We start from the raw sequence: 21066 nt of genomic DNA, 5'->3' as shown, positions 1-21066 counted from the left end.
TTGGCAAGAAGCTCTCAGGGTCTTTACTGGCCAGGGTTAACCCTTAACCAGACCTCATTATTCGCCGACGCTGATCTTCAGGCCAGCCGCTATAGCAAAGGGTGTCAGGGTTACCGCCAGGGCGGCCAGGCTGCCAAGCCACAGCAGGTAACCGGTCGCCGGCATGCCCATGAGCGCGGCCTGCAAGGCGCCGCTGCCCAGGATCAACACCGGGATATACAAAGGCAGAATCAGCAGGGCCAGCAACAGACCGCCCCGCTTCAAACCGACGGTCAACGCTGCGCCCACCGCCCCCAACAGGCTGAGCACCGGCGTACCGAGCAACAAGGAAAACAGCAACACCGGCAGGCATTCGACTGGCAAGCCGAGCATCATCGCCAGCAGCGGTGAAAGCAAGACTAGCGCCAAGCCGGAAAAAGCCCAGTGTGCCAGTACCTTTGCCAGTACCAGAAGTGGCAAAGGGTGCGACGAAAGGACCCACTGTTCCAAGGAACCGTCCTCGAAATCACTGCGAAACAGCCCGTCCAGCGAGAGCAGGACGGATAAAAGCGCGGCCACCCACACGAGTCCTGGGGACAAGGTTTGCAACAGTTTAGTCTCGGGGCCGACCGCCAACGGGAACAACGCGATGACAATAGCGAAGAACACCAGCGGATTGGCCAATTCAGCCGGGCGACGGCACAACAAGCGCGCTTCACGGGCGACCAACAGGGCGAACACACTCATACCGACCACCGGCCCAAGTTCAGGTCGCGGTAACCGGCAGGCATACGCGTCAGGGTGTGGTGAGTCGTGAGCACAACCAAGCCGCCCTGCTCGCAGTGCCGGGCAAGGTGCTCTTCGAGCTGGGCGACACCTTGTTTGTCGAGGGCGGTGAAGGGTTCGTCGAGAATCCACAAAGGCGGGCCGGGCAGATACAAACGCGCCAGCGCCACGCGACGCTGCTGACCAGCGGACAGGGTGTGACAGGGCACGTCTTCAAAACCCTTAAGGCCGACCGCCGCCAAGGCCTGCCAGATGACGTCGCGGGAAGCCGGGTGATGCAGGGCGCTGAGCCAGCTGAGGTTTTCTTCCGGCGTGAGCACATCCTTGATACCGGCGGCGTGGCCGATCCAGACAAGGTTGCGGGCCAACTCCGTGCGTTGTTCGTTGAGCGGCTTGCCGTTCAGTCGCACCTCACCGGCCGTCGGCTGCATCAAACCGGCCAGCAGGCGCAGCAAACTGGTTTTGCCGCTGCCGTTCGGCCCGCTGATTTGCACCATGTCGCCGGCCGTCAGACGCAGTTCGAGGTGCTCGAACAGCAGTCGCAGGTCGCGTTCACAGGCAAGCGCTACGGCTTCAAGAAGAGGGCTGGTCAAGAGATCGCGGGCCTTTACGGTTCAAGTCGGCGGTGCAGTGGCCGTTATAGAGAGATGCACAATAACGGCTTTGGCGACCGATTTTAGAGAGCTGGATCAAATAGTTGTGAGGTTTTTACCGCTCTCTTTGCAGACGGGCGGCATTATACATGTGATGCCCTACTCTAAAGAGGGCAATTTCCCCAGAGACGACGCGCACGATGACCGGTGAGATCAACCTTCCTCCGCTGCCTCCAGCCCCGGCGCCCGCGCCTGCCCCACTGCCGCCGACCGGTGAGTTGCTGAAACTGCTGCAGCCGCAGACCGGACTGATCGACCCTGGGAAAACCGCCAACGCTGAGGTGATCGCGCTTAAACAAGGCGGCGATGCCTTTCAGCTGTTGCTGAAGTTGACCCTCGAAGGCGGTCGCCAGACCCTGGTGCAAGCCAGCAGCACCCAGCCTTTGCCGTTAGGCAGTAACGTGGCGGTGAGCCAGACCCCAACCGGTAACCTGACCATCACGTTGCAGCAAGCCTTGAGTGCCAATGTTGCCGCCCTCACCCGCATCGACACCACGCAAATCCCGGTGGGCACGCTGTTGCAAGCCAAGGTGCTGACCACGCAGATGCTGCCGCAGGGCAGTACGCAACCGGCCATCTACCGCTCGCTGGTGACCGTGCTGAATAACGCCCTCGCCGGTGCCACGCTGACTTTGGAAAGCCCGCAACCGCTGCGGGTCGGCAGCTTGCTCAGCGCCGTAGTGCAGAGCGCGCAGACCTTGAACTTCGTGCCGTTGAGCGGGCTCAAGGATCAGTTGGCCGTCACACAACAGCTATCGACTCAGCAAAGCCGCCAGGGCTCGCTGGATGCGGTCTTCACGGCCCTGCAAAACCTGCCACGTGGCGACAGCACCTCGGCCGACCTACGCGCAGCGGCCGAGCGGTTACTCGCGGCCTTGCCCGACCTGGCCCAAGTCAGCAACCCCAAGGTGTTGGCGCAAGTAGTCCAGAACAGCGGCGCCTTTTTAGAAGCCAAATTACTCGCTGGGCAAAACCCGCAGATCCCGCCACTGGACATGAAGGGCGCACTGTTGCGCCTGGTCGCCGACCTGCTGCCAGCGCTGCCAGCCAGCACGAATCTGAATGCGATCCTGGCCGCCAATACCCTGGCACAGGTGTTGCCCAACTTCGTGCGCAGTCCGCTGAACACGCTCGGCCAGCTCAGCGCCAAGCAGATACCCGCCGGTTTCCCGCTGCCGGAGCGGCTGATGGCGAAATTGGAAGGCGAAGGTGACCTGGAGAACCTGCTGCGCTTGGCTGCCGGAGCGATTTCGCGTCTGCAGAGCCACCAACTGTCGAGCCTGGAGCAGACGGGCACCACCGCCGATGGCCGCCTGCAAACCACCTGGCAGCTGGAAATCCCCATGCGCACCCTGCAGGACATCGTGCCGTTGCAGGTCAAGTTCCAACGCGAAGAACCGGCCCCGGATAAAGACCAGCCCGAGCGTAAAGACAAGAAAGACCCCAAGCAGATGCTCTGGCGCGTCGAGCTGGCGTTCGACATGGAGCCGCTGGGGCCACTGCAGGTTCAGGCGCAACTGACAAAGGGCAAACTGTCCAGCCAGCTATGGGCGACTCGGCCGTTTACTGCCAGTTTGATCGAAAGTCATCTGAGCAGCCTGCGTGAGCGTCTGGTGACCTCGGGCCTCAACGTCGGCGACCTGGATTGCCACCTCGGCACCCCGCCGCGCGGGCCAAGAACCGGCCTGGAACAACGCTGGGTGGATGAAACCGCATGAAAACCCCAACCCCACCCCGCCAGGCGATTGCCCTCAAGTACGACGGCCAGCAAGCGCCGACCCTGACCGCCAAGGGCGACGACGCACTGGCCGAGGCCATCCTGAAGTTGGCGCGGGAAAATGAAGTGCCAATCTATGAAAATGCCGAGCTGGTTAAGCTGCTGGCACGCATGGAACTGGGGGACAGTATCCCGGAGGAGTTGTACCGCACAGTGGCGGAGATCATTGCCTTTGCGTGGACGCTCAAGGGCAAATTCCCGGTGGGGTATGACCCCGACGCGGGGCCCGTGGAACGGGATGTGACCGAGCGTGGAGACGATTACTAACAGCCCGGCCCCATCCCCCTGTGGCAAGCCCGCTTGCCACAGGAAGCCCTCCCACATTTAGACCTCTATTGTCAGTTCAGGACTTCGCTCAGGGGGATGAAATTGACCCGGTCCCCGATAGCCAGCGTCGTGCCTTCCAGCACCTCCACAAACCCTTCCGCCCAGGCCGCGCTGCGCAGCACGCCGGAACTCTGATTGCGGTAGATAATCGCCCTGCCCTGCTCGATACGCCCGCGCAGGTACTCGCGCCGGTTGCCTGGCTTAGGCCAGACGAACCCCACCGGCACTTCGAAACGCAGCGGTTCCACGTCGCGCACACCTTGGCGACGCAGCAGATACGGGCGGGCCAGCAGCGCAAACGTCACCAGCGTCGAGGCCGGGTTGCCGGGCAAGCCAATCACCGGCACACCCCGGAAATGGCCGAAGGTCAGCGGTTTACCCGGTTTGATCGCCAGCTTCCACAGGGCCAACTCGCCCTCTTCGCGCAGGGCAATGCCGAGGAAATCCGCCTCGCCCACGGAGACACCGCCAGTCGAGAGGATCAGGTCGACACCGCCCAAGCCCGCCAGGCGTTTGCGGGTCTTTTCCAGGTCATCCGGCAAAATACCGGCATCGATCACGTCACAGCCCATGCGTGCAAGCCAGCTGCACAGCACGCGGCGGTTGCTGTTGTAGATCTGCCCCGGGCCCAGCGGCAGGCCGGGTTCGATCAGCTCATCCCCCGTGGACAGCACGGCCACGCGCACGCGGCGTACGACGCTCAAACGATCGTGGCCAAGCGACGCGGCCAGGCCCAGTTCGATCGGACCCAGGCGGGTGCCGGCGGTTAGCACTAACTCGCCGACAGTGGTTTCCTGGCCTTGCGGGCGGATGTTCTGGCCGACCTTCAAGGGCTCGGTAAAGCTCGCGCGTTCGTCGGTGTGGACCCTGGCGTTTTCCTGCATCTCTACACAATCCGCGCCTTCGGGCACCGGTGCACCGGTAAAGATCCGCGCGCAGGTGCCAGCGGCCAATGGCTGCGGCGCTTGCCCGGCGAAGATGCGCTGGCTGACCGGCAAGGGCTCGCCGACCCAGTCCGAGAGGCGCAGCGCGTAACCGTCCATGGCGCTGTTCGGCCAGGGCGGCAGGTCGAGCGTGGAGATCAGGTCGTGCGCCAGCACACGGCCATCGCACTCGTCCAGAGGCAGCACTTCCTGCTCACGAATAGGCGCCGCTTCGGCCATGTCCAGCAGTTGGCGCAGCGCGTCTTCCACCGGCATCAATGTGCCGCTCTTGCCAGGCTTATCCACGGGATACGCAGGGTTCGGCCTGCTTTAAGTGAGGGACGAAATTACACGGGCGGTGGCGGTTATCCAGTTGCTCGGCGAGAATGCCATCCCAGCCGGTGCGCACCGCGTTAGTCGAGCCCGGCAGGCAGCACACCAGCGTGCCATTGGCCAGCCCGGCCAGGGCGCGTGATTGCACGGTGGAGGTGCCGATATCGGCGACGGAGATCTGGCGGAACAATTCGCCAAAGCCATCGACCTGTTTGTCCAGCAGGCAGCTGACCGCTTCGGGCGTGCTGTCGCGGCCGGTGAAGCCGGTGCCGCCGGTGATCAGCACCACTTGCACCACGTCTTCGGCGATCCAGTGGGCGACCTGAGCGCGTATTTTGTAGAGATCGTCCTTGAGCAGCACGCGCTCGGCCAGGGTGTGGCCAGCGGCGGTCAGGCGGTCAACGAAGACCTGGCCCGAGGTGTCGGTGTCCAGGGTGCGGGTGTCGCTGACGGTCAGCACAGCGATATTCAGGGGTACAAAGGGCGCATCGGCCTTGGCGGTCATGGCTCGGTCCGGTTGTCGAAGGAACAGCCCAATGTTATATCACAGGGCCCTAATTACCTGCCGCAGCGGAACCGCCATGTCTCTCGACTCTTCGCCCCTGCCCTGTTCGATATTGCTGCTGGCCGGTGGCCGTGGCCAACGTATGGGCGGCCAAGACAAAGGCTTGCTGCCCTGGCGCGGCCAGCCACTGATTGCGCATTTGCAGTGCCTGGCCCGGCCGCTGACGGATGAGCTGATCATCTCGTGCAACCGCAACCATGACCTCTACGCGCCCTATGCCGACCAGTTGGTGAGTGACGATAGCCCCGACTTCCCTGGCCCCTTGGCAGGCATCCGCGCGGGGTTGGCCGCCGCGCGGCATGCGCATCTGCTGATATTGCCGTGCGACGTGCCGAATATCGACGTGAGACTGCTCAACGACCTGCGTGAGACTGCACGTCGCAATCCGCGGCTGCCGGTGATGGTGCGCCAGGGTGAATTCTGGGAACCCTTGATCTGTATCATCCCCACCCAGCTGAAAACCGAGGTAGAACGGGCCTGGGACGCCGGTGAACGCAGCCCGCGCAAGCTCCTGCTGCAACTGGGCGGGGTGGGCCTGCAATGCCCGGCCGAAGACCCGCGCCTGGCAAACCTGAATACGCCGCCGCTGTTGCACCCGGTGTTCGGCGTGTCAGAATGAACCTCGCACAAGGAACTTTGTCGACGCCGCGCGCGTCACAAGGTCAGCAATTTAAAAGAATTCTCTCGGAGACACACTCATGACTCAACGGACCATCGCCGCTCTCATGCTTGCACTGGGCCTCGCTACTCTCGCCGGTTGCGCTTCGCCTACAGTGATCACCCTGAATGACGGTCGCGAAATCCAGGCCGTCGACACCCCTAAATACGACAAAGCGTCGGGCTTCTATGAGTTCGAGCAACTGGACGGTAAGCAAACCCGCATCAACAAAGATCAGGTTCGCACCGTTAAAGACCTGTAAGTCTTAGCGTCGCCAACAAGGCCCGCCTCGCGCGGGCCTTGTCGTTTCCGGGGGTTACCAGTCGAGGGTAATCTGGCTGCGGAAATCGCGTTGTTCACCTGTGACCGGGTCGATAAACCGTACGCCCTGAGCCAGCAGCTTAAGTGGGTTGGCGTAGTCGTCCTCGGCGTCCTTGATCACGTCGGGGTAGAACGGGTCATTGCAGATACTCGCCCCCAGTGCAGTCATGTGCACGCGCAGCTGGTGCTTCTTGCCCGTCACGGGGAACAGGCCGTAGCGCCACAAGTCGGCATTTTTTTCGCGCACTTCCACGGCCGTTTCGGTATTGCTGGCGCCCGGCCCTTCCTGCATGCGGAAGAATGGCTCGCCATCCACCAGGCGGCTTTTGTGCAACAAGGGGAAAGTCAGGTTCGGCAAGGCTGGGGCGATGGCTTCGTAGAATTTTTCGATGCGACGCGTAGGGAACAGCTGTTGATACGCCGAACGGCTTTGCGGGTTGGCCGAAAACAGCACCAGCCCTGCGGTGTGCCGGTCGATACGGTGCAAGGGCACCAAAGAAGGGTTATCAAGGCGACGGATCAAACGGCGCAGCAGGGTCTGCTCGACGTACTCACCGGCTGGGGTCACCGGCAGGAAGTGAGGTTTATCGGCCACCACCAGATGCTCGTCGGCGTACAGGATGGTTTCCTGCACCGGGATCACCTTTTCATTCGGCACTTCACGAAAGTAATAAATGCACAGGCCTTCCTTGTAGGCCAGGCCGAGGTTGATCGGGTGACCGTGGATGTCGAGCACACGGCCGCGCGCGATGCGGTCCAGCCAGTGTTCACGGCTGATCGCCGGAAAATGCTCGCACAGGCAATCCAGCACTGTCGCCCAGGGGCCAGGTGGCAAATACAACGTGCTGGCTTGGTGCTGGGACGCGGAAAAACCGGATGTGGACATGACAATGCTCGGAGCCTGGAAAATCAGGCAGGCATTATCCCGCATGGAGCGGGATTGAGCCTAGGGCGGATCTCAGGCCTTTGCCAATTCGGCCCGCAGGATCGGCGAGGCGCTGGCGGCGTCGGTGAACTCCTTGAGCCAACGCAGCACGTCCACCGCTTCCCAGCGGCCGGGATCGTAAAGTGCGTACAACAAACCCTGGTAACCCACGACATCCAACTGCTTGTGGTAACCAGCGCGCTGGAACAAGGCCTCGATTTCGGCGAAGCAGGTATTGAAATGCACTTTGTTAAACGGCGTCTTGCCTTCCGTGACCAGGCCATCCAGGCGCAGCTCGTTCACCGCGTCGCGCACGACATCGGCGGACATGCGATTGACGCTGCTTTTTAATTGTTCAACATTCACCACGGGCGATTCCCCTACTCAATCACTGTACAGGCATACAGTAACGTAATAATTGGAAACTCGCCATCGGTGACGGACATCTGTTTCACCGAGACTCAACCGTGGTGGGTCGCAGGCACCACCGACTTGAAAGGCGTTTTAGAGACTTCCCAGGCGAGCGCTTATCTGCTGGCAATTGCTTCGTAGAACATCAACAAATTGCTCCACGCTAGACGACTCGGGGCGATGCAAGGGGCGTACGCCGCTCACACAGTAAGAAATTGAGTGGGAAAAGCGACGGATCTGCAAGCCCCGGCCAACATAGTCGAGGGCTGTCAGCGGGTTCACAGTGGCAACGCCGACCCCCAGGTTGACGGTCGCTCACACGGCGCTTGCGTTATGCGTTTCTACCACCAGGCGCCGTTCAATGCCTGACTGCTGAAAGATCGCGTCCGTTCTGACTCTGTAGGGGGTCATCTGCAGCGAGGTAAACAACGTTTTGCTCCTCGAAGTCTGGTGGTGTGAGGACGGTTTTCGCATTCAACTCGTGATCAGACGGCAAGACACACACCACGTCGAGGTTTAATGATCGTGGGTTGCGAGGTATGCAGAAGAGCAGCGGCAGCTGTCGAATATATTAAACACGGCTGGGATCGCAAGATCGCTATTGTGGATGCGGGCATGAACGTACTGCTGCGCCCCTCTCTATATGGCGCTAACCATGTCATTTGGCCGACCCATTTTGACAACTTTTCGGGCCATTGGACTACTTTAACGCAGAGCGCTCAACGTTCCGATGTCACCCCCATGGAAGAGACCGATATTGTCGGACCCATTTGTGAAACAGGCGATCATGTTGCATTGGGCCGAGCATTACCTGCATTTGGCGATGGCAGCTTATTGGCGATTTTTTCATGTGGCGCCTATGGCATGAGCATGGCCAGCCCACCGGGTTTTCGAGTTCCCACTGGCGGGGTAGCCAAAAATCGGTGGGTATTTCAGCCTGTTCCTAAAGCAGAAACGAGACCACCTGTTTCGTGTCGAACGGCCAGCCCAACTCAGCCCCTGTATCCACGCGTCGAAGCACCGGAATACGCAGGCCGTAGGTCTCGAACAGGGCTTTGGAGTCGGCGATATCGACCAGCTCGACCATCAACCCGTGTTCGACGAGCGGCATGATTTCTTCTTCGGCGAGCTCACACAGATGGCAGCCCAGCGTGGTGAACAACTGACATTCAGGAGGCATGACAGAGTAACCTGATCGGAAGTAGGTCACTATTCTATGCTCACCCCAGCACGACCAACAGCCCACAACCCCTGATCCAGATCACCATGGCCTCTCACTGATTGGGCGACTCTCGCGGCTTTTTGTTCGCTCAACCTGCAAGGAAACTGCTCGTGTTCGCCAACCTGCTGATCATTCTGGCCTCATCCCTGGTAGTGATTGCGCTGTTTCGCCGGCTACAACTGCCGCCCGTGCTGGGTTATCTGTGCGTAGGCCTGGCTGTAGGGCCTACCGCGCTAGACTGGGTAAATGACAGCGAAGACCTGCCTGACCTCGCCGAACTTGGGGTGGTATTCCTGCTGTTTTCCCTCGGGTTGGAATTTTCCCTGACCAAGATGCTTGCGCTGCGCAGCGTGGTGTTTGGCCTGGGCAGTTTGCAGGTACTCGGTTGCGGGGTGTTGTTGGGCGGCGTGCTGATGGGCTTCGGCCTGGCACCCGGCGTCGCGCTGTTGCTTGGCGCAGGCTTGGCGCTGTCCTCCACGGCCATTGTCAGCAAGGAATTGACCAGCCTCGGGGAAATCTTCAGCAGCCATGGCCAGAACGCAATTGGCGTGTTGCTGTTTCAGGACGTGGTAGCGGTGTTGCTGCTGACCTTGGTGCCGGTGTTTGCCGGTAGCAGCGAGCAAGCCTGGTATTGGGCGCTGCCGCTGACCCTGGGCAAAACCGTGTTGTTGTTCGTCGGCCTGCTATTGGCCAGTCGCTGGTTACTGCCACGCCTGTTCCATGAAGTCGCCGCTTCGCACTCGGCAGAGTTGTTTGTGCTGTTGGCGCTGGTGATCGTGTTGCTTACCGCCTGGCTCACGCATTTGCTGGGCCTCTCCCCTGCGCTCGGCGCTTTTCTGGCCGGCATGCTGTTGGGGGAAAGCCACTACCGGCATCAGATCGAAGCGGATATCCGGCCGTTTCGCGACATTCTGCTGGGGCTTTTTTTCGTCAGCATCGGCATGCTCATCGACCTGCAGTTATTCATCAGCCACAGCCTGCTGATCCTCGGGCTGACCCTCGCACTCATGCTGATCAAAGGCTGCGTCGTGGCGGCCCTGGTCAAGTTGCGTGGCAGCGACACTGAAACCGCGTGGCGCAGCGGCCTGGCCCTGGCGCAAGGCGGCGAGTTCTGTTTTGCGCTGATGGCGCAGATGCAACAGAGCCAGCTGATCCCGGACGAATTCAACGGGTTGCTGCTTGCCGCCACCTTCTGCTCGATGCTACTGACCCCGCTGTTATTGCGCGCGGCCCCCACGCTCGCCCTGCGCCTGCACCGCAAGCCCAATCAGCAGGTGCAGCTGGAAGAAATCACCGCACTCAATGCCGAGTTACGCGGCCACACCGTGATTTGCGGGTACGGCCGGGTCGGGCAGTCCATCGGCCGATTTATACGCCAGGAACAACAGGCGTTTATCGCCTTGGACGACAACCCCGAGCGTGTGAAAGAAGCCGCCACCGAAGACAGCAGCGTGCATTATGGCGACTGCCGCCGTGGCGCTCTGCTCAGTGCGGTCGGCCTGCAACGTGCGCGGTTGGTCGTGATCGCGGTGGACAAATCGGATGTGGCGCTGACGGTGTTGAAGGAAGCACGCAGGATTAACCCGCACGTGCCGATCCTGGTGCGCACCCGCGATGACAGCCAACTGGCTGAGCTGAAAGCGGCAGGCGCCAGCGAAGTGGTGCCTGAGCTGCTGGAGTCGAGCTTGATGCTCGCCTCCCACGCCTTGATCCTGCTGGGTCTGCCGGAACAACAGGTGCAGGCACGGGTGGACGAGGTGCGGCATAACCGGTATCGGCTGCTGCACGGCTTCTCCCCGGAGAGAGAAGCACCGATTAATCCTGACTGACCGAGCCAATCTTGTGGATCGACAGGTCCGCGCCGTAGTACTCCTGCTCCTGGCTCAGGCGCAGCCCGTGCACGCGCTTAATCACGCCATACACCAGCAGGCCGCCGAGCAGCGCCACCACCACGCCAAGGGCGGTGCCAATCAACTGGCTGATCAGGCTTACGCCACCCAGGCCACCGAGGGCGGTTTGGCCGAAGATGCCGCATGCAATGCCGCCCCACACGCCGCACAGGCCGTGCAACGGCCAGACACCCAGCACATCGTCGATCTTCCAGCGATCCTGGGCCGCGATAAAGCACCACACAAACAAACCGCCAGCGACCGCACCGGTGACCAGCGCGCCCACCGGGTGCATCAGGTCGGAACCGGCACAAATCGCCACCAGCCCGGCGAGCGGGCCGTTATGCAAAAAGCCCGGGTCATTGCGGCCGATCACCAAGGCGGCGACGGTGCCGCCGACCATCGCCATCAGCGAGTTGACCGCCACCAGCCCACTGACGCCGTTGAGAGTTTGTGCACTCATCACGTTAAAGCCGAACCAGCCGACAATCAGGATCCACGAACCCAGCGCCAAAAACGGAATGCTCGACGGCGCGAAGGCCACCAGCCGCCCTTCGCGGTATCGCCCGTTACGCGGCCCCAGCAGCAACACCGCCGCCAGCGCCAGCCAGCCGCCCATGGCGTGCACCACCACGGAGCCGGCAAAATCATGAAAATTGGCACCAAAGGTCGCGAGCAGCCAGGCTTGCAGGCCGAAGTTGCCGTTCCAGACAATGCCTTCAAAAAACGGGTAGATAAACGCCACGATCAGCGCGGTGGCGCACAGCTGCGGGGCAAACTTTGCCCGTTCGGCAATGCCCCCGGAAATGATCGCCGGGATCGCCGCCGCGAACGTCAGCAGGAAGAAGAACTTCACCAGGCCATAGCCATGATCGGCACTGAGCACCGCGGCCGGTTGCATGAAGCTCACGCCGTAGGATATCCAGTAGCCTATAAAGAAATAGGCCAGGGTGGAGATGGCAAAGTCGCTGAGGATCTTCGACAAGGCATTCACCTGGTTTTTCTGGCGCACGGTGCCGACTTCCAGGAACGCGAAGCCGGCGTGCATGGCCAGGACCATGACCGCACCGATCAAGATGAACAGGGTGTTGGAGCTGTGGACGAGGGTGTCCACTGCACTTTGCAAATTTTCCATGGCGGTTGGCAGGCCTGCAAATAAGGCAAAAAGCACCAAAGCGGTTCAAACCAGGGTTTCGCGCACTAAATTAGCACCACCTGGCCCATCCCTCTTCAGAGGGCGTGAACCGTTTTAGCGCAGCGATCGACACCACAGGCCGTTGCCGTCAGGGTTTTTCCGCGAGTTTCAGTTATTTAGGGTAAGGTTTTTGTAGGCATTTGCCCTGACCGCCCGGATTCAGCGCAAGCCCCAGGGCTTGCGCACCAAGGCAAAGCAAAAGCTGTACCAGACAATTGCAGTGAACCTTCACCGATACCGGTGACTCGAAAACACACACAGATCAGCCAATCACGGAGATACTCATGGCCAGAAGAACTGCAAAGACTGCTCAAGAAATACTGATGGCGGATTTTCAAACCCTGGTCAGTGACACAGAAAAGTTGCTGGACGATACCGCCGTATTGGCCGGCGATCAGGCCGATGAGCTGCGTACCAAGATTCACGAAAGCCTGCTCAAGGCCCGCGAAACCCTGCAACTGACCGAAGACTCACTGCGTGAGCGCGGCCAGGCGGCGGTCACTGCGACGGAAGATTACGTGCAAGCCAACCCTTGGCAGTCGGTGGGCATTGCCGCCGGCGTGGGCTTTTTGATCGGCCTGCTGGCTACAAGGCGCTAATACCATGTCTATCGGCGAATCCGGCTCGTCCACGAGCTCAAGCTCCACCTCCCGACGCCTGGGCGCGGCCGTTCTGGGCTTGCTGCACAGCCACGTCGAGTTGTTTGGCATAGAGTTGCAGGAGCAGAAATCCCGCACGGTCAGCTTGTTGTTGTTTGCGGGCTTGGCATTGGTGTTTGCTCTGCTGCTGTTGGTGGGGTTATCGGCGCTGGTGATGATTCTGGTATGGGACACCTACCGTCTCACCGGGATTATCAGCCTCTGCGTGTTCTACACCCTGGCCGCGGCGTTCTGCGGAGTGCGCTTGAAGGCGGCGATCTTCGATGAGTCCACGCCCTTCCACGCGACCCTTGAAGAGCTGGCCAATGATCGGGAGCGCCTACTGCCATGAGCATGACTGAAATCCCGCAAAACACCTCCCGCCGGGAAATGCGCAAGGCGTTGATCCGCCTGCGCATGGAAATGCACCGCCAGGAGATCCGCCACGAGTCCCAGCAACTCATGGCGCCCCTGAACAAAGTGCGCGACCTGCGTCACAACTGGCAGGACAGCCTGGGCATCAAGCACGCGCCGCTGTGGGGCGTGGCAGCGGTGACGCTGATGGGCTTTTTCACCGGCAAAGGTGCCAAGGGCGGCAGTATCAGCAGCCTGACGCGCCTGGTGCGGTTGGGGGCCGGTTTGATCCCGCTGATCAAATTGGCCATGGCAGGACGCAAGGGTTAAGCGCTGCTGGCTGCATTCTTGCAAACAGAATCGGCCCGGCCCTCGTTACTGAGGGCCGGGCCTTTTTTCGCCGACGCTTTTAAGGAGGCCCCGTGATCGACGGGCAACCGCTCGCCTGTTTCCAGCCATTTATCGACACTGCCACTGGGCGCATCGCCGGCGTCGAGGCGCTCGGCCGCCTGCGCCAGGCGGATGATCGCTTACTGTCGGTTGGCCCGCTGTTCGCAGACCCGCGCACCCCTGGCGTGGCCTTGCGCCGCCTCGACCGGCAAATCCGCGACAATGCCTTAAGCCGCTTGCACGAGGCGCCCGCAGACTGGTTCCTCAGCCTGAACATCTCCCCACGCTGGATCAACCGCCTGCGCCCCGGCCAGGCCTTGCCCAGCCTGAAACAAGTGCACGCGCATGGAGTAGATCCGCAGCGCATTGTGTTCGAGATCACCGAACTGGGCGGCGACATTCAGCGCCTGGCCGACGTGGTCGCACGTTATCGTGATGCCGGCGCACGCATTGCCATTGATGACTTCGGCGCCGGCTATTCCCAGCTCGATCGAGTGCTGGCGTTACAGCCGGATATTCTCAAGTTGGACATGCGCCTGTTCCAGGACGCGGCCAAGGGTGGGCCGAGCAGCGAAGTGGTGCGGGCGCTGGCGCAAATGGCCGAAAAAACCGGCTGCTGGATCATCGCCGAGGGGGTGGAAACCGAGGCACAACTGAGTTTCGCCCTGGAGTGCGGCGCGCGGTATGTGCAGGGTTATCTGTTTGCCCAGGCGCAACTCGATTGGTTTGCCACCGATACTTTCGTACCGCGCTTTGCTCAACTGCGCAGCGTTTACGTCCAGCAGAAACTGACAGAACGCGGGCGTGTCATGCAGTTACGCCTGCAATTGGCTGAGTTGATGAACATCCTGCAAACCTGGGCGCAGGCCCGGGCGCCGCTGAACCAGTTACCGCAATTGCCGGGCTTCCCCTGGCTGTTGCGCTTTTACCAGTGCGACCGTCATGGCACCCAACTGACGCCCAACTTCGAATGGCGCCAGGACGCCTGGCAGGCCGATAGCCGCTACCTGGGCCACAATTGGTCGTGGCGGCCGTACTTCTACTACCTGCTCGCCGAGGGCTGGGAGGAGCGGCGCCTGACCCTCTCCTCGACCTACCGCGATGCCACCACCAACCAATACTGCCTGACCGCCGGACAATTCTTCGATAACGGTCAGCGTTTGCTGTTAATCGACATCGACGCGGCCGGCCTGTAGATTTTTGCTTGCCCCGCCAAGGCGGAACCGGGAAGCTGGGCACTGTCATTCACCGCACGGAGAGTACCCGCCTTGGATTGGCCCACCCTGCTTAACCGCGAACGGCTTGGAAAGCCCCTGCATAGCCCGGAAGAACTGGGCCGCAGCCCGTTTCACAAAGACCACGACCGCGTTATTTTCTCCGGCGCATTCCGCCGCCTGGGTCGCAAGACCCAAGTGCACCCTGTGTCCAGCAACGACCATATCCATACGCGCCTGACCCACTCCCTGGAAGTCAGCTGCGTCGGTCGTTCACTGGGCATGCGCGTGGGCGAGACCCTGCGCGGTGCCCTGCCCGACTGGTGCGACCCCAGCGACCTGGGCATGGTGGTGCAATCGGCTTGTCTGGCCCATGACATCGGTAACCCGCCGTTCGGGCACTCCGGCGAGGATGCCATTCGCCACTGGTTCCAACAGGCGGCCGGGCGCGGCTGGCTGGACGACATGAGCAGCGCCGAGCGCAATGACTTCCTTAATTTCGAAGGCAACGCCCAGGGCTTTCGCGTGCTGACTCAGCTTGAGTACCACCAGTTCGACGGCGGCACACGGCTGACCTACGCCACCTTGGGCACCTACCTGAAATATCCCTGGACCGCCCGCCACGCGGACTCGCTGGGCTACAAGAAGCATAAGTTCGGCTGTTACCAGAGTGAGTTGCCGATCCTTGAGCAGATCGCCCACAAGCTTGGCCTGCCACAGCTGGAGGAGCAACGCTGGGCCCGCCACCCGTTGGTCTACTTGATGGAGGCGGCAGACGATATCTGCTATGCGTTGATCGACCTCGAGGACGGCCTGGAAATGGAGTTGCTGGAATATGCCGAGGTCGAGTCGCTGTTGCTCGACCTGGTGGGCGACGATCTTCCCCAGACTTATCGGCAACTGGGTGCGCAGGACTCGCGCCGGCGCAAGCTGGCGATCCTGCGCGGCAAGGCCATCGAGCACCTGACCAATGCAGCCGCGCGAGCCTTTGTCGAGCAACAAGACGCCCTGCTAGCCGGCACGCTGCCAGGCGATCTGGTGGAGCACATGCATGGCCCCGCCAAGCGATGCGTGTTAGACGCCAAAGACATGGCCCGCAAGAAAATTTTCCAGGACAAGCGCAAGACCCTGCATGAAATCGGTGCCTACACCACCCTGGAAATCCTCTTGAATGCCTTTTGCGGCGCGGCGCTGGAGCAACATGGCGGACGCACGCCATCGTTCAAAAACCGGCGCATCCTCGACTTGCTGGGTAACAGCGCACCAGACCCGGCCTGGTCGTTGCACGCTTCGTTCCTGCGCATGATCGACTTTATCGCCGGCATGACCGACAGTTATGCAACCGAAATGGCACGGGAGATGACCGGGCGCTCCAGCCCGCAGTGAAATAGTGGTCGCGCCGCCTGCCCCCTGAGCAGAATTTGCCTACGACGGGAACAGAGCGGCCTGATCGAATTCGCACACCCAGTCGAGGAATAATCACGCACGCTTGCGGCGGACCTGGCTAGCGATCCCTACTGCCCACCCTATCGACGCTTGACTGACCCTATGTGCCTCCTATGCCCAGCTCCCGCCTTCGAATCCTATTGGTGGAGGATCATCCCTTTCAGCTCCTGGCCACCCAGTGCCTGCTTAAAAGCTTCGGCTTCGAACGACTGACGCCCGCAGAAAATGCCGAACAAGCCATCCACGTGATGTCTCAGTCCCAGACCCCCTTTGATCTGATGTTATGCGACCAATGCCTGCCAGATTTACCAGGGCTGGAACTGGTAGAAATCGCCAGCCGCCGAAACTTCATAACCGGTGCCATTTTACTGAGCGGGCTCCCCGCTACGGAACTGTCCAACCTGACAAGCCAAGCCCTGCAACGTGGCTTGCCACTCCTTGGTTACTTATTGAAACCCCTGAACAAAGACGAGCTTGAAAAGTTGATTGCGCCAATATACCCACTATAAATGTAGGACGTTAAACGCTACCCATTGAAGAAAGTTAGCCTGAACGGTTCACTTAAATACCTATCACCACCAATCCATGCAATGACTCAATAATTGCTTACACCTACCGCCACAAGGACTTAGAGACCGGTAGGCAGCTGCCTTTATTCATGTAGGAATTATCTTGTTTTATACCTACTCGCCACAAGTCTCATGCGCCCCCCTCTTCATCTGAGCTAATGTGCCCGCTTTATTTGCACTTGCAGGGAACGTGATTATGAATACAGTTTTTATCATTGATGACCACCCCGTTATCCGGCTGGCGATTCGAATGTTGTTGGAACACGAAGGTTATAAAGTCGTCGGTGAAACGGACAACGGGTGTGATGCGATACAGATGGTCCGTGAATGCCTGCCGGACTTGATTATTCTGGATATCAGCATCCCCAAACTTGACGGCCTGGAAGTGCTGTGCCGATTCAACGCCATGAATACATCAATGAAGACCCTGATTCTGACAGCCCAATGCCCGACGCTGTTCGCCACACGCTGCATGCGCTCGGGCGCAGATGGTTATGTGTGCAAGGAGGGCGATCTGAGCGAGCTATTGAGCGCCATCCGCGCGGTACTATCGGGCTATAACTACTTTCCGAGCCAGGCACTGAATGCCGGCGGCACAGACGGCAAAGATGTCCAGGAACTGGAACTGTTCAAAACTGTGAATGATCGAGAACTAATGGTGCTGCAACTTTTTGCACAGGGCCGCACTAACAAAGAAATAGCCAAAGGTATGTTTCTCAGCAACAAAACAGTAAGTACTTACAAAAAAAGGCTGATGCAAAAACTTAAAGCCAAATCCTTGGTAGAACTTATCGAGATGGCAAAACGAAACGCGCTAGTGTGAGAAAGCGGATGCCCAGGTGTATAAAGGACTATTTGATTATATTAATTGCCGGTGTGTGCTTCAGCACGACCGTGCTCGCGACCCCTCAACCCGACCCGGAACACTTCACCTTATTGAGCCGCGCGGGTGCCGTTCAACTGGATGTTCAACTGGATAAGGTTCAGCGCCAATGGCTGCAGAACAAACGCGAGCTGGTATTAGGCGCTGCGGCACCTGACTACCCACCCTTCGATCTCACCTCCAGCGGCCGTGATTATGAGGGCCTAACCGCCGATTACGCAGGGCTGCTGGCCAAAGCCCTGGCCTTGCCGATCAAAGTGCTTCGCTACCCCTCGCGAGAGGCATCGATACGGGCCCTTGAGAGGGGCGAAATTGACCTGCTAGGCACTTCCAACGGCTTTGAGGCCGGCAACCCGAACCTCATCTTGTCGCAACCCTACGCAGTGGATCAACCCGTAATGGTGACCCGCGAGGGCGAAACGCGCAGCCTGAGCGACGGCCTGGCCGGGCTTCGCTTGAGCCTGTTCGACCACTACCTGCCGCTCGACGAAGTGGAAAAATCATACCCGCAAGCGGAAATACAAACCTACCCCTCGTTTCAAAACGCCTTGAATGCAGTGGCTTTCGAACAGGCGGACGTGTTTCTCGGCGATACCATCTCCACCCATTACATGATCAACAAGGGCTACCTGAAGAATATACGTATGGCCAACTTCGGCAAGCATGAAGCCTTTGGCTTCAGCTTTGCGCTGCGTCAGGACGAACACACACTCCTGAGTATCGTCGACGCAGTGCTTGCCGCCGTGCCCATGAATGAGCGAGACAGTATCGCCAAGCGCTGGAGCGCCGGCAGCGACATCTTGTTGACCGATAAAAAACTGCAACTGAGCCAACGCGAAGAGCGCTGGCTGACAGACCACCCGGTGGTGAAAGTCGTAGTCAATGAGACGCTCGCGCCGCTGACGTTTTTCGATGCCGAAGGCAACTTTCGCGGCATTACTGCAGACTTGCTGGAACTGATTCGCCTGCGTACCGGGTTGCGATTCGAGATCCAGCGCAATCGCGAAGTCAACGCGATGATCGAACAACTCGTCACCGGCAAAGCCGATATCATCGGTGCCATCGTTCCCAGCGCCGAGAGGGAAACTCAACTGAGTTTCAGTCGTCCCTACCTGGAAAACTCCTATGTCCTGCTGACGCGCAAAGAGCCCAACGCGCCGTCGAACCTGGAACAAATGGCAGGCATGCGCCTGGCTATCACCGTGGGCAACCCACTGGAAAAAATCCTGCGCCAGGATTTCCCATTGGTTCGCCTGGTGGAAGTCAGTGACACCTTCAAGGCCTCAGAACTGCTGGCGCAGGGAAATGTGGAAGGCGCGGTGAATTCGCTGGTAATCGCCAACTACTTTCTCTCCTCCCTGGTGTTTCAGGACAAGCTGCAAATCAGTTCCAGCATCGGCACCCTGCCCGCCACTTTCGCCCTGGCGACACCACGCCGCGCCGTCGAACTGAGTTCAATACTCGACAAGGCGCTATTGAGCATTGCTCCTGATGAAATAGGCGTGATCAACAGTCGCTGGCGCGGCTACACCGCCGCCTCCGACAGCTACTGGCGCAATTACCACCAACTGATCGCGCAAATCATCATCGGCACGGGGCTATTGCTGCTGATTTCACTGACCTGGAACGCCTACATGCGCCGCCAGATCAAGCACCGAAAAATGGCCGAGCGTGCCCTTAACGATCAGTTCGAATTCATGCGTGCACTGGTCAATGAAACGCCGCACCCGATCTATGTGCGTGACCGAAAGGGCCTGTTACAGACCTGCAACGACAGTTACCTGCAAGTCTTCGGGGTCAAGCGCGAAGAGGTGATTGGCAAGAGTGTGATCCAGATGGACATGGCCTTGGAGCCGGAAGCGGCGCAGTACCACGCCGACTACCAACGCGTGGTGGCCGAAGGTAACCCGTTGATCCTCGATCGCACCCTGCACATCCAAGGAAAACAACTGACGATCTACCATTGGATTCTTCCCTATCGCGATTCGGTCGGCGAAGTTCAGGGCATTATCGGTGGCTGGATCGACATCAGTGAGCGACGCCAACTGTTCGACGAGTTGCGTACAGCCAAAGAGCGCGCCGATGAAGCCAATCGGGCCAAAAGCACCTTTCTCGCCACCATGAGTCATGAAATCCGTACACCGATGAATGCCGTGATCGGCATGTTGGAGTTGACCCTCAAGCGCGCCGACCAAGGCCATCTGGATCGTCCGGCTATCGAAGTCGCCTACAACTCGGCCAAGGACCTCCTGGAGTTGATCGGCGACATCCTGGATATCGCACGCATCGAATCCGGCCGTTTGAGCCTGGCCCCGGAGCGGGTAAATCTGCGCGAGGTGATCGAGTCGGTGGTTCGCGTCTTCGATGGCCTCGCCCGTCAGAAAACCCTCAGTCTGTTGCTTGAGTTTGATCCCGTGATCGACGATACGGCCGTGCTGATCGACCCATTGCGCTTCAAGCAGGTACTGTCCAACCTGATCAGCAACGCCATCAAGTTCACTGAACAGGGGCAGGTGAAGATCAAGGTGAACGTGCAAGCCACCGAAGTGCCGCAGGAAATCCAGATGAAACTGGTGGTCGAGGATACTGGCATCGGCATCAGCCGAGACGACCAATTGCGGCTGTTCGAGCCCTTTGCCCAGGCCGACAACTCCGGGCATCTGGCCAGGAGCGGAGCGGGCCTGGGCCTGGTTATCTGCCGCAGCCTGTGCGCGATGATGGGCGGGCAACTGAGCTTGAGCAGCGTGCCAATGGTCGGCACCCAGGTACACGTCAACCTGAAGATGACACTCCTGCAACCGATCGAAGCGGTGGACGAACTCAAGTCGCAGGCGCCCGCTGCCGCGCCGGTACTCAACGTACTGGTGGTGGACGACCACCCGGCGAACCGTTTGTTGATGTGCCAGCAACTGGGTTACCTGGGGCATCAGTTCACGGCGGCCCAACACGGTGCTGCCGGGTTTCAGGCCTGGCGCCAGGAGCGCTTCGATTTGGTGATAGCCGACTGCAACATGCCCGTCATGAATGGCTACGAGTTGAGCCGTTCGATCCGTGAATATGAGCAACGAGAACAACTGGCGCCTTGTGTGATACTCGGGTTCACCGCCAACGCCCAACCCGAGGAGAAACTTCGCTGTGAACAAGCGGGCATGAACGATTGCCTGTTCAAACCCATCAGCCTCACGGCACTGGAACAGCAATTAGGGCATATCAAGCATCAACCTGCGGACCAGCAAGTGGACCTTGACTGCCTGGACGCGCTGACCGGTGGCGATCCGCAATTGAGCCAACGCTTGCTGAAAGAACTGTTGAGCAGCAGCCGCCAGGACCGAAAGGAACTGGTCGCCCTGCTAACCCGACAGGCTTCGCCGCACGATATTATCGAGCAAGCCCATAAGATCAAGGGCGCCGCTCGCATCGTTCAGGCAAGCTCACTGACGACGCAATGCGAGGCACTGGAGCAAGCCTGTACCCACAGCGATGATCGCACCTTGATCGCAACTTACGTGAAGTCCTTGGAAAAGCTCATGCTCGAACTGGAGAGGACGCTGCATGTGCAGCTCCACAAGCTGGATAGCCAGTAACCGAGGCTCGCCCCCTCCTCGCCG

Annotated in this window: 21 protein-coding genes and 1 pseudogene; 14 read left to right on the top strand and 8 right to left on the bottom strand. The window is 59.9% G+C overall.

The annotated features are described in order from the left end of the window. Nucleotides 1-57: 57 nt before the first annotated feature. Complete coding sequence (gene ccmB / locus FW764_RS11955) at nt 58-726, bottom strand: heme exporter protein CcmB (RefSeq protein ID WP_446434099.1); 669 nt, start codon at nt 724-726, stop codon at nt 58-60. Continuing rightward, nucleotides 723-1358 (bottom strand): cytochrome c biogenesis heme-transporting ATPase CcmA, encoded by a 636-nt coding sequence (gene ccmA / locus FW764_RS11950; RefSeq protein WP_446434098.1) that lies wholly within the window; start codon nt 1356-1358, stop codon nt 723-725. The genes ccmB and ccmA overlap by 4 nt, the downstream gene beginning before the upstream one ends. 200 nt (nt 1359-1558) lie before the next feature. Between ccmA and fliK the strand changes: the two genes are divergently transcribed. Continuing rightward, complete coding sequence (fliK, locus tag FW764_RS11945) at nt 1559-3136, top strand: flagellar hook-length control protein FliK (protein WP_446434097.1); 1578 nt, start codon at nt 1559-1561, stop codon at nt 3134-3136. Then, nucleotides 3133-3462 (top strand): EscU/YscU/HrcU family type III secretion system export apparatus switch protein, encoded by a 330-nt coding sequence (locus FW764_RS11940; protein WP_446434096.1) that lies wholly within the window; start codon nt 3133-3135, stop codon nt 3460-3462. The genes fliK and FW764_RS11940 overlap by 4 nt, the downstream gene beginning before the upstream one ends. Nucleotides 3463-3533: 71 nt before the next feature. Here FW764_RS11940 and FW764_RS11935 read toward each other — a convergent pair whose 3' ends face one another. Then, on the bottom strand, nt 3534-4721 hold the full coding sequence (locus FW764_RS11935) for a molybdopterin molybdotransferase MoeA (protein ID WP_446434185.1): 1188 nt from the start codon (nt 4719-4721) through the stop codon (nt 3534-3536). 22 nt (nt 4722-4743) lie between these two features. Continuing rightward, nucleotides 4744-5283: a molybdenum cofactor biosynthesis protein B gene (gene moaB, locus FW764_RS11930; RefSeq protein WP_446434095.1), complete on the bottom strand. Its 540-nt coding sequence runs from the start codon at nt 5281-5283 to the stop codon at nt 4744-4746. Between the two features lie 76 nt (nt 5284-5359). Between moaB and mobA the strand changes: the two genes are divergently transcribed. Together mobA and FW764_RS11920 are read left to right on the top strand one after the other, a co-directional pair. Then, complete coding sequence (gene mobA / locus FW764_RS11925; protein WP_446434094.1) at nt 5360-5962, top strand: molybdenum cofactor guanylyltransferase MobA; 603 nt, start codon at nt 5360-5362, stop codon at nt 5960-5962. Between the two features lie 79 nt (nt 5963-6041). Further along, nucleotides 6042-6263, top strand: coding sequence for a YgdI/YgdR family lipoprotein (locus FW764_RS11920; RefSeq protein ID WP_017136187.1), 222 nt, complete (start codon nt 6042-6044; stop codon nt 6261-6263). A gap of 54 nt (nt 6264-6317) precedes the next feature. On the opposite strand, the gene FW764_RS11915 is transcribed toward FW764_RS11920, so the two are convergent. Together FW764_RS11915 and FW764_RS11910 are read right to left on the bottom strand one after the other, a co-directional pair. Then, a complete protein-coding gene (locus FW764_RS11915) occupies nt 6318-7208 on the bottom strand; it encodes a pseudouridine synthase (protein WP_446434093.1) in 891 nt (296 codons plus the stop codon). Nucleotides 7209-7280: 72 nt separating this feature from the next. Beyond that, the gene (locus tag FW764_RS11910) at nt 7281-7616 is read right to left on the bottom strand and encodes a hypothetical protein (RefSeq protein WP_016978478.1); all 336 of its coding nucleotides are present in this window, start codon (nt 7614-7616) and stop codon (nt 7281-7283) included. A 561-nt stretch (nt 7617-8177) separates the two neighbouring features. Here FW764_RS11910 and FW764_RS11905 point away from each other — a divergent pair. Further along, nucleotides 8178-8501: pseudogene (locus FW764_RS11905) on the top strand (hypothetical protein); the annotation flags it as partial. A gap of 100 nt (nt 8502-8601) precedes the next feature. Here the strand turns inward: FW764_RS11905 and FW764_RS11900 are convergent. Beyond that, nucleotides 8602-8838, bottom strand: a complete 237-nt coding sequence (locus FW764_RS11900; protein WP_446434092.1) for a glutaredoxin family protein — start codon at nt 8836-8838, stop codon at nt 8602-8604. A 152-nt stretch (nt 8839-8990) separates the two neighbouring features. Here FW764_RS11900 and FW764_RS11895 point away from each other — a divergent pair, with 152 nt between their 5' ends. Beyond that, nucleotides 8991-10709: a cation:proton antiporter gene (locus FW764_RS11895; protein WP_446434091.1), complete on the top strand. Its 1719-nt coding sequence runs from the start codon at nt 8991-8993 to the stop codon at nt 10707-10709. Here FW764_RS11895 and FW764_RS11890 read toward each other — a convergent pair. Then, nucleotides 10696-11904, bottom strand: a complete 1209-nt coding sequence (locus FW764_RS11890) for an ammonium transporter (protein WP_446434090.1) — start codon at nt 11902-11904, stop codon at nt 10696-10698. The genes FW764_RS11895 and FW764_RS11890 overlap by 14 nt on opposite strands. Nucleotides 11905-12248: 344 nt before the next feature. Between FW764_RS11890 and FW764_RS11885 the strand changes: the two genes are divergently transcribed. The 8 genes from FW764_RS11885 to FW764_RS11850 all read left to right on the top strand — a co-directional run bounded on the left by FW764_RS11885 (nt 12249) and on the right by FW764_RS11850 (nt 21042). Continuing rightward, a complete protein-coding gene (locus FW764_RS11885; protein WP_248752342.1) occupies nt 12249-12563 on the top strand; it encodes a DUF883 family protein in 315 nt (104 codons plus the stop codon). Between the two features lie 4 nt (nt 12564-12567). Then, nucleotides 12568-12954 (top strand): phage holin family protein, encoded by a 387-nt coding sequence (locus FW764_RS11880; protein ID WP_083359418.1) that lies wholly within the window; start codon nt 12568-12570, stop codon nt 12952-12954. Further along, nucleotides 12951-13286, top strand: coding sequence for a hypothetical protein (locus tag FW764_RS11875; protein WP_446434089.1), 336 nt, complete (start codon nt 12951-12953; stop codon nt 13284-13286). Before FW764_RS11880 ends, FW764_RS11875 begins: the two co-directional genes overlap by 4 nt. A 92-nt stretch (nt 13287-13378) precedes the next feature. Next, nucleotides 13379-14542 carry an EAL domain-containing protein gene (locus FW764_RS11870; protein WP_446434088.1) on the top strand — a complete coding sequence of 388 codons (1164 nt, stop codon included), beginning with the start codon at nt 13379-13381 and terminating at the stop codon, nt 14540-14542. A gap of 72 nt (nt 14543-14614) precedes the next feature. Next, nucleotides 14615-15946, top strand: a complete 1332-nt coding sequence (locus FW764_RS11865; protein ID WP_446434087.1) for a deoxyguanosinetriphosphate triphosphohydrolase — start codon at nt 14615-14617, stop codon at nt 15944-15946. A 173-nt stretch (nt 15947-16119) separates the two neighbouring features. Next, the gene (locus FW764_RS11860; RefSeq protein WP_446434086.1) at nt 16120-16515 is read left to right on the top strand and encodes a response regulator; all 396 of its coding nucleotides are present in this window, start codon (nt 16120-16122) and stop codon (nt 16513-16515) included. Nucleotides 16516-16771: 256 nt separating this feature from the next. Beyond that, nucleotides 16772-17398, top strand: coding sequence for a response regulator transcription factor (locus FW764_RS11855; protein WP_083359423.1), 627 nt, complete (start codon nt 16772-16774; stop codon nt 17396-17398). 8 nt (nt 17399-17406) lie between these two features. Next, nucleotides 17407-21042, top strand: coding sequence for a transporter substrate-binding domain-containing protein (locus FW764_RS11850; protein ID WP_446434085.1), 3636 nt, complete (start codon nt 17407-17409; stop codon nt 21040-21042). Nucleotides 21043-21066: the final 24 nt, after the last annotated feature.

This window comes from Pseudomonas sp. 1152_12 (assembly GCF_052850675.1).
Note: the sequence above shows the minus strand (reverse complement) of the source record. Positions and strands in the feature narration are given on the sequence as shown.

Bases quoted from the DNA above. Each gene is read 5' to 3' on its own strand.
- ccmB (WP_446434099.1), bottom strand. From the start codon at position 726: ATGAGTGTGTTCGCCCTGTTGGTCGCCCGTGAAGCGCGCTTGTTGTGC.
- fliK (WP_446434097.1), top strand. From the start codon at position 1,559: ATGACCGGTGAGATCAACCTTCCTCCGCTGCCTCCAGCCCCGGCGCCC.
- FW764_RS11940 (WP_446434096.1), top strand. From the start codon at position 3,133: ATGAAAACCCCAACCCCACCCCGCCAGGCGATTGCCCTCAAGTACGAC.
- FW764_RS11935 (WP_446434185.1), bottom strand. From the start codon at position 4,721: ATGCCGGTGGAAGACGCGCTGCGCCAACTGCTGGACATGGCCGAAGCG.
- moaB (WP_446434095.1), bottom strand. From the start codon at position 5,283: ATGACCGCCAAGGCCGATGCGCCCTTTGTACCCCTGAATATCGCTGTG.
- mobA (WP_446434094.1), top strand. From the start codon at position 5,360: ATGTCTCTCGACTCTTCGCCCCTGCCCTGTTCGATATTGCTGCTGGCC.
- FW764_RS11920 (WP_017136187.1), top strand. From the start codon at position 6,042: ATGACTCAACGGACCATCGCCGCTCTCATGCTTGCACTGGGCCTCGCT.
- FW764_RS11915 (WP_446434093.1), bottom strand. From the start codon at position 7,208: ATGTCCACATCCGGTTTTTCCGCGTCCCAGCACCAAGCCAGCACGTTG.
- FW764_RS11900 (WP_446434092.1), bottom strand. From the start codon at position 8,838: ATGCCTCCTGAATGTCAGTTGTTCACCACGCTGGGCTGCCATCTGTGT.
- FW764_RS11890 (WP_446434090.1), bottom strand. From the start codon at position 11,904: ATGGAAAATTTGCAAAGTGCAGTGGACACCCTCGTCCACAGCTCCAAC.
- FW764_RS11885 (WP_248752342.1), top strand. From the start codon at position 12,249: ATGGCCAGAAGAACTGCAAAGACTGCTCAAGAAATACTGATGGCGGAT.
- FW764_RS11880 (WP_083359418.1), top strand. From the start codon at position 12,568: ATGTCTATCGGCGAATCCGGCTCGTCCACGAGCTCAAGCTCCACCTCC.
- FW764_RS11875 (WP_446434089.1), top strand. From the start codon at position 12,951: ATGAGCATGACTGAAATCCCGCAAAACACCTCCCGCCGGGAAATGCGC.
- FW764_RS11860 (WP_446434086.1), top strand. From the start codon at position 16,120: ATGCCCAGCTCCCGCCTTCGAATCCTATTGGTGGAGGATCATCCCTTT.
- FW764_RS11855 (WP_083359423.1), top strand. From the start codon at position 16,772: ATGAATACAGTTTTTATCATTGATGACCACCCCGTTATCCGGCTGGCG.
- FW764_RS11850 (WP_446434085.1), top strand. From the start codon at position 17,407: ATGCCCAGGTGTATAAAGGACTATTTGATTATATTAATTGCCGGTGTG.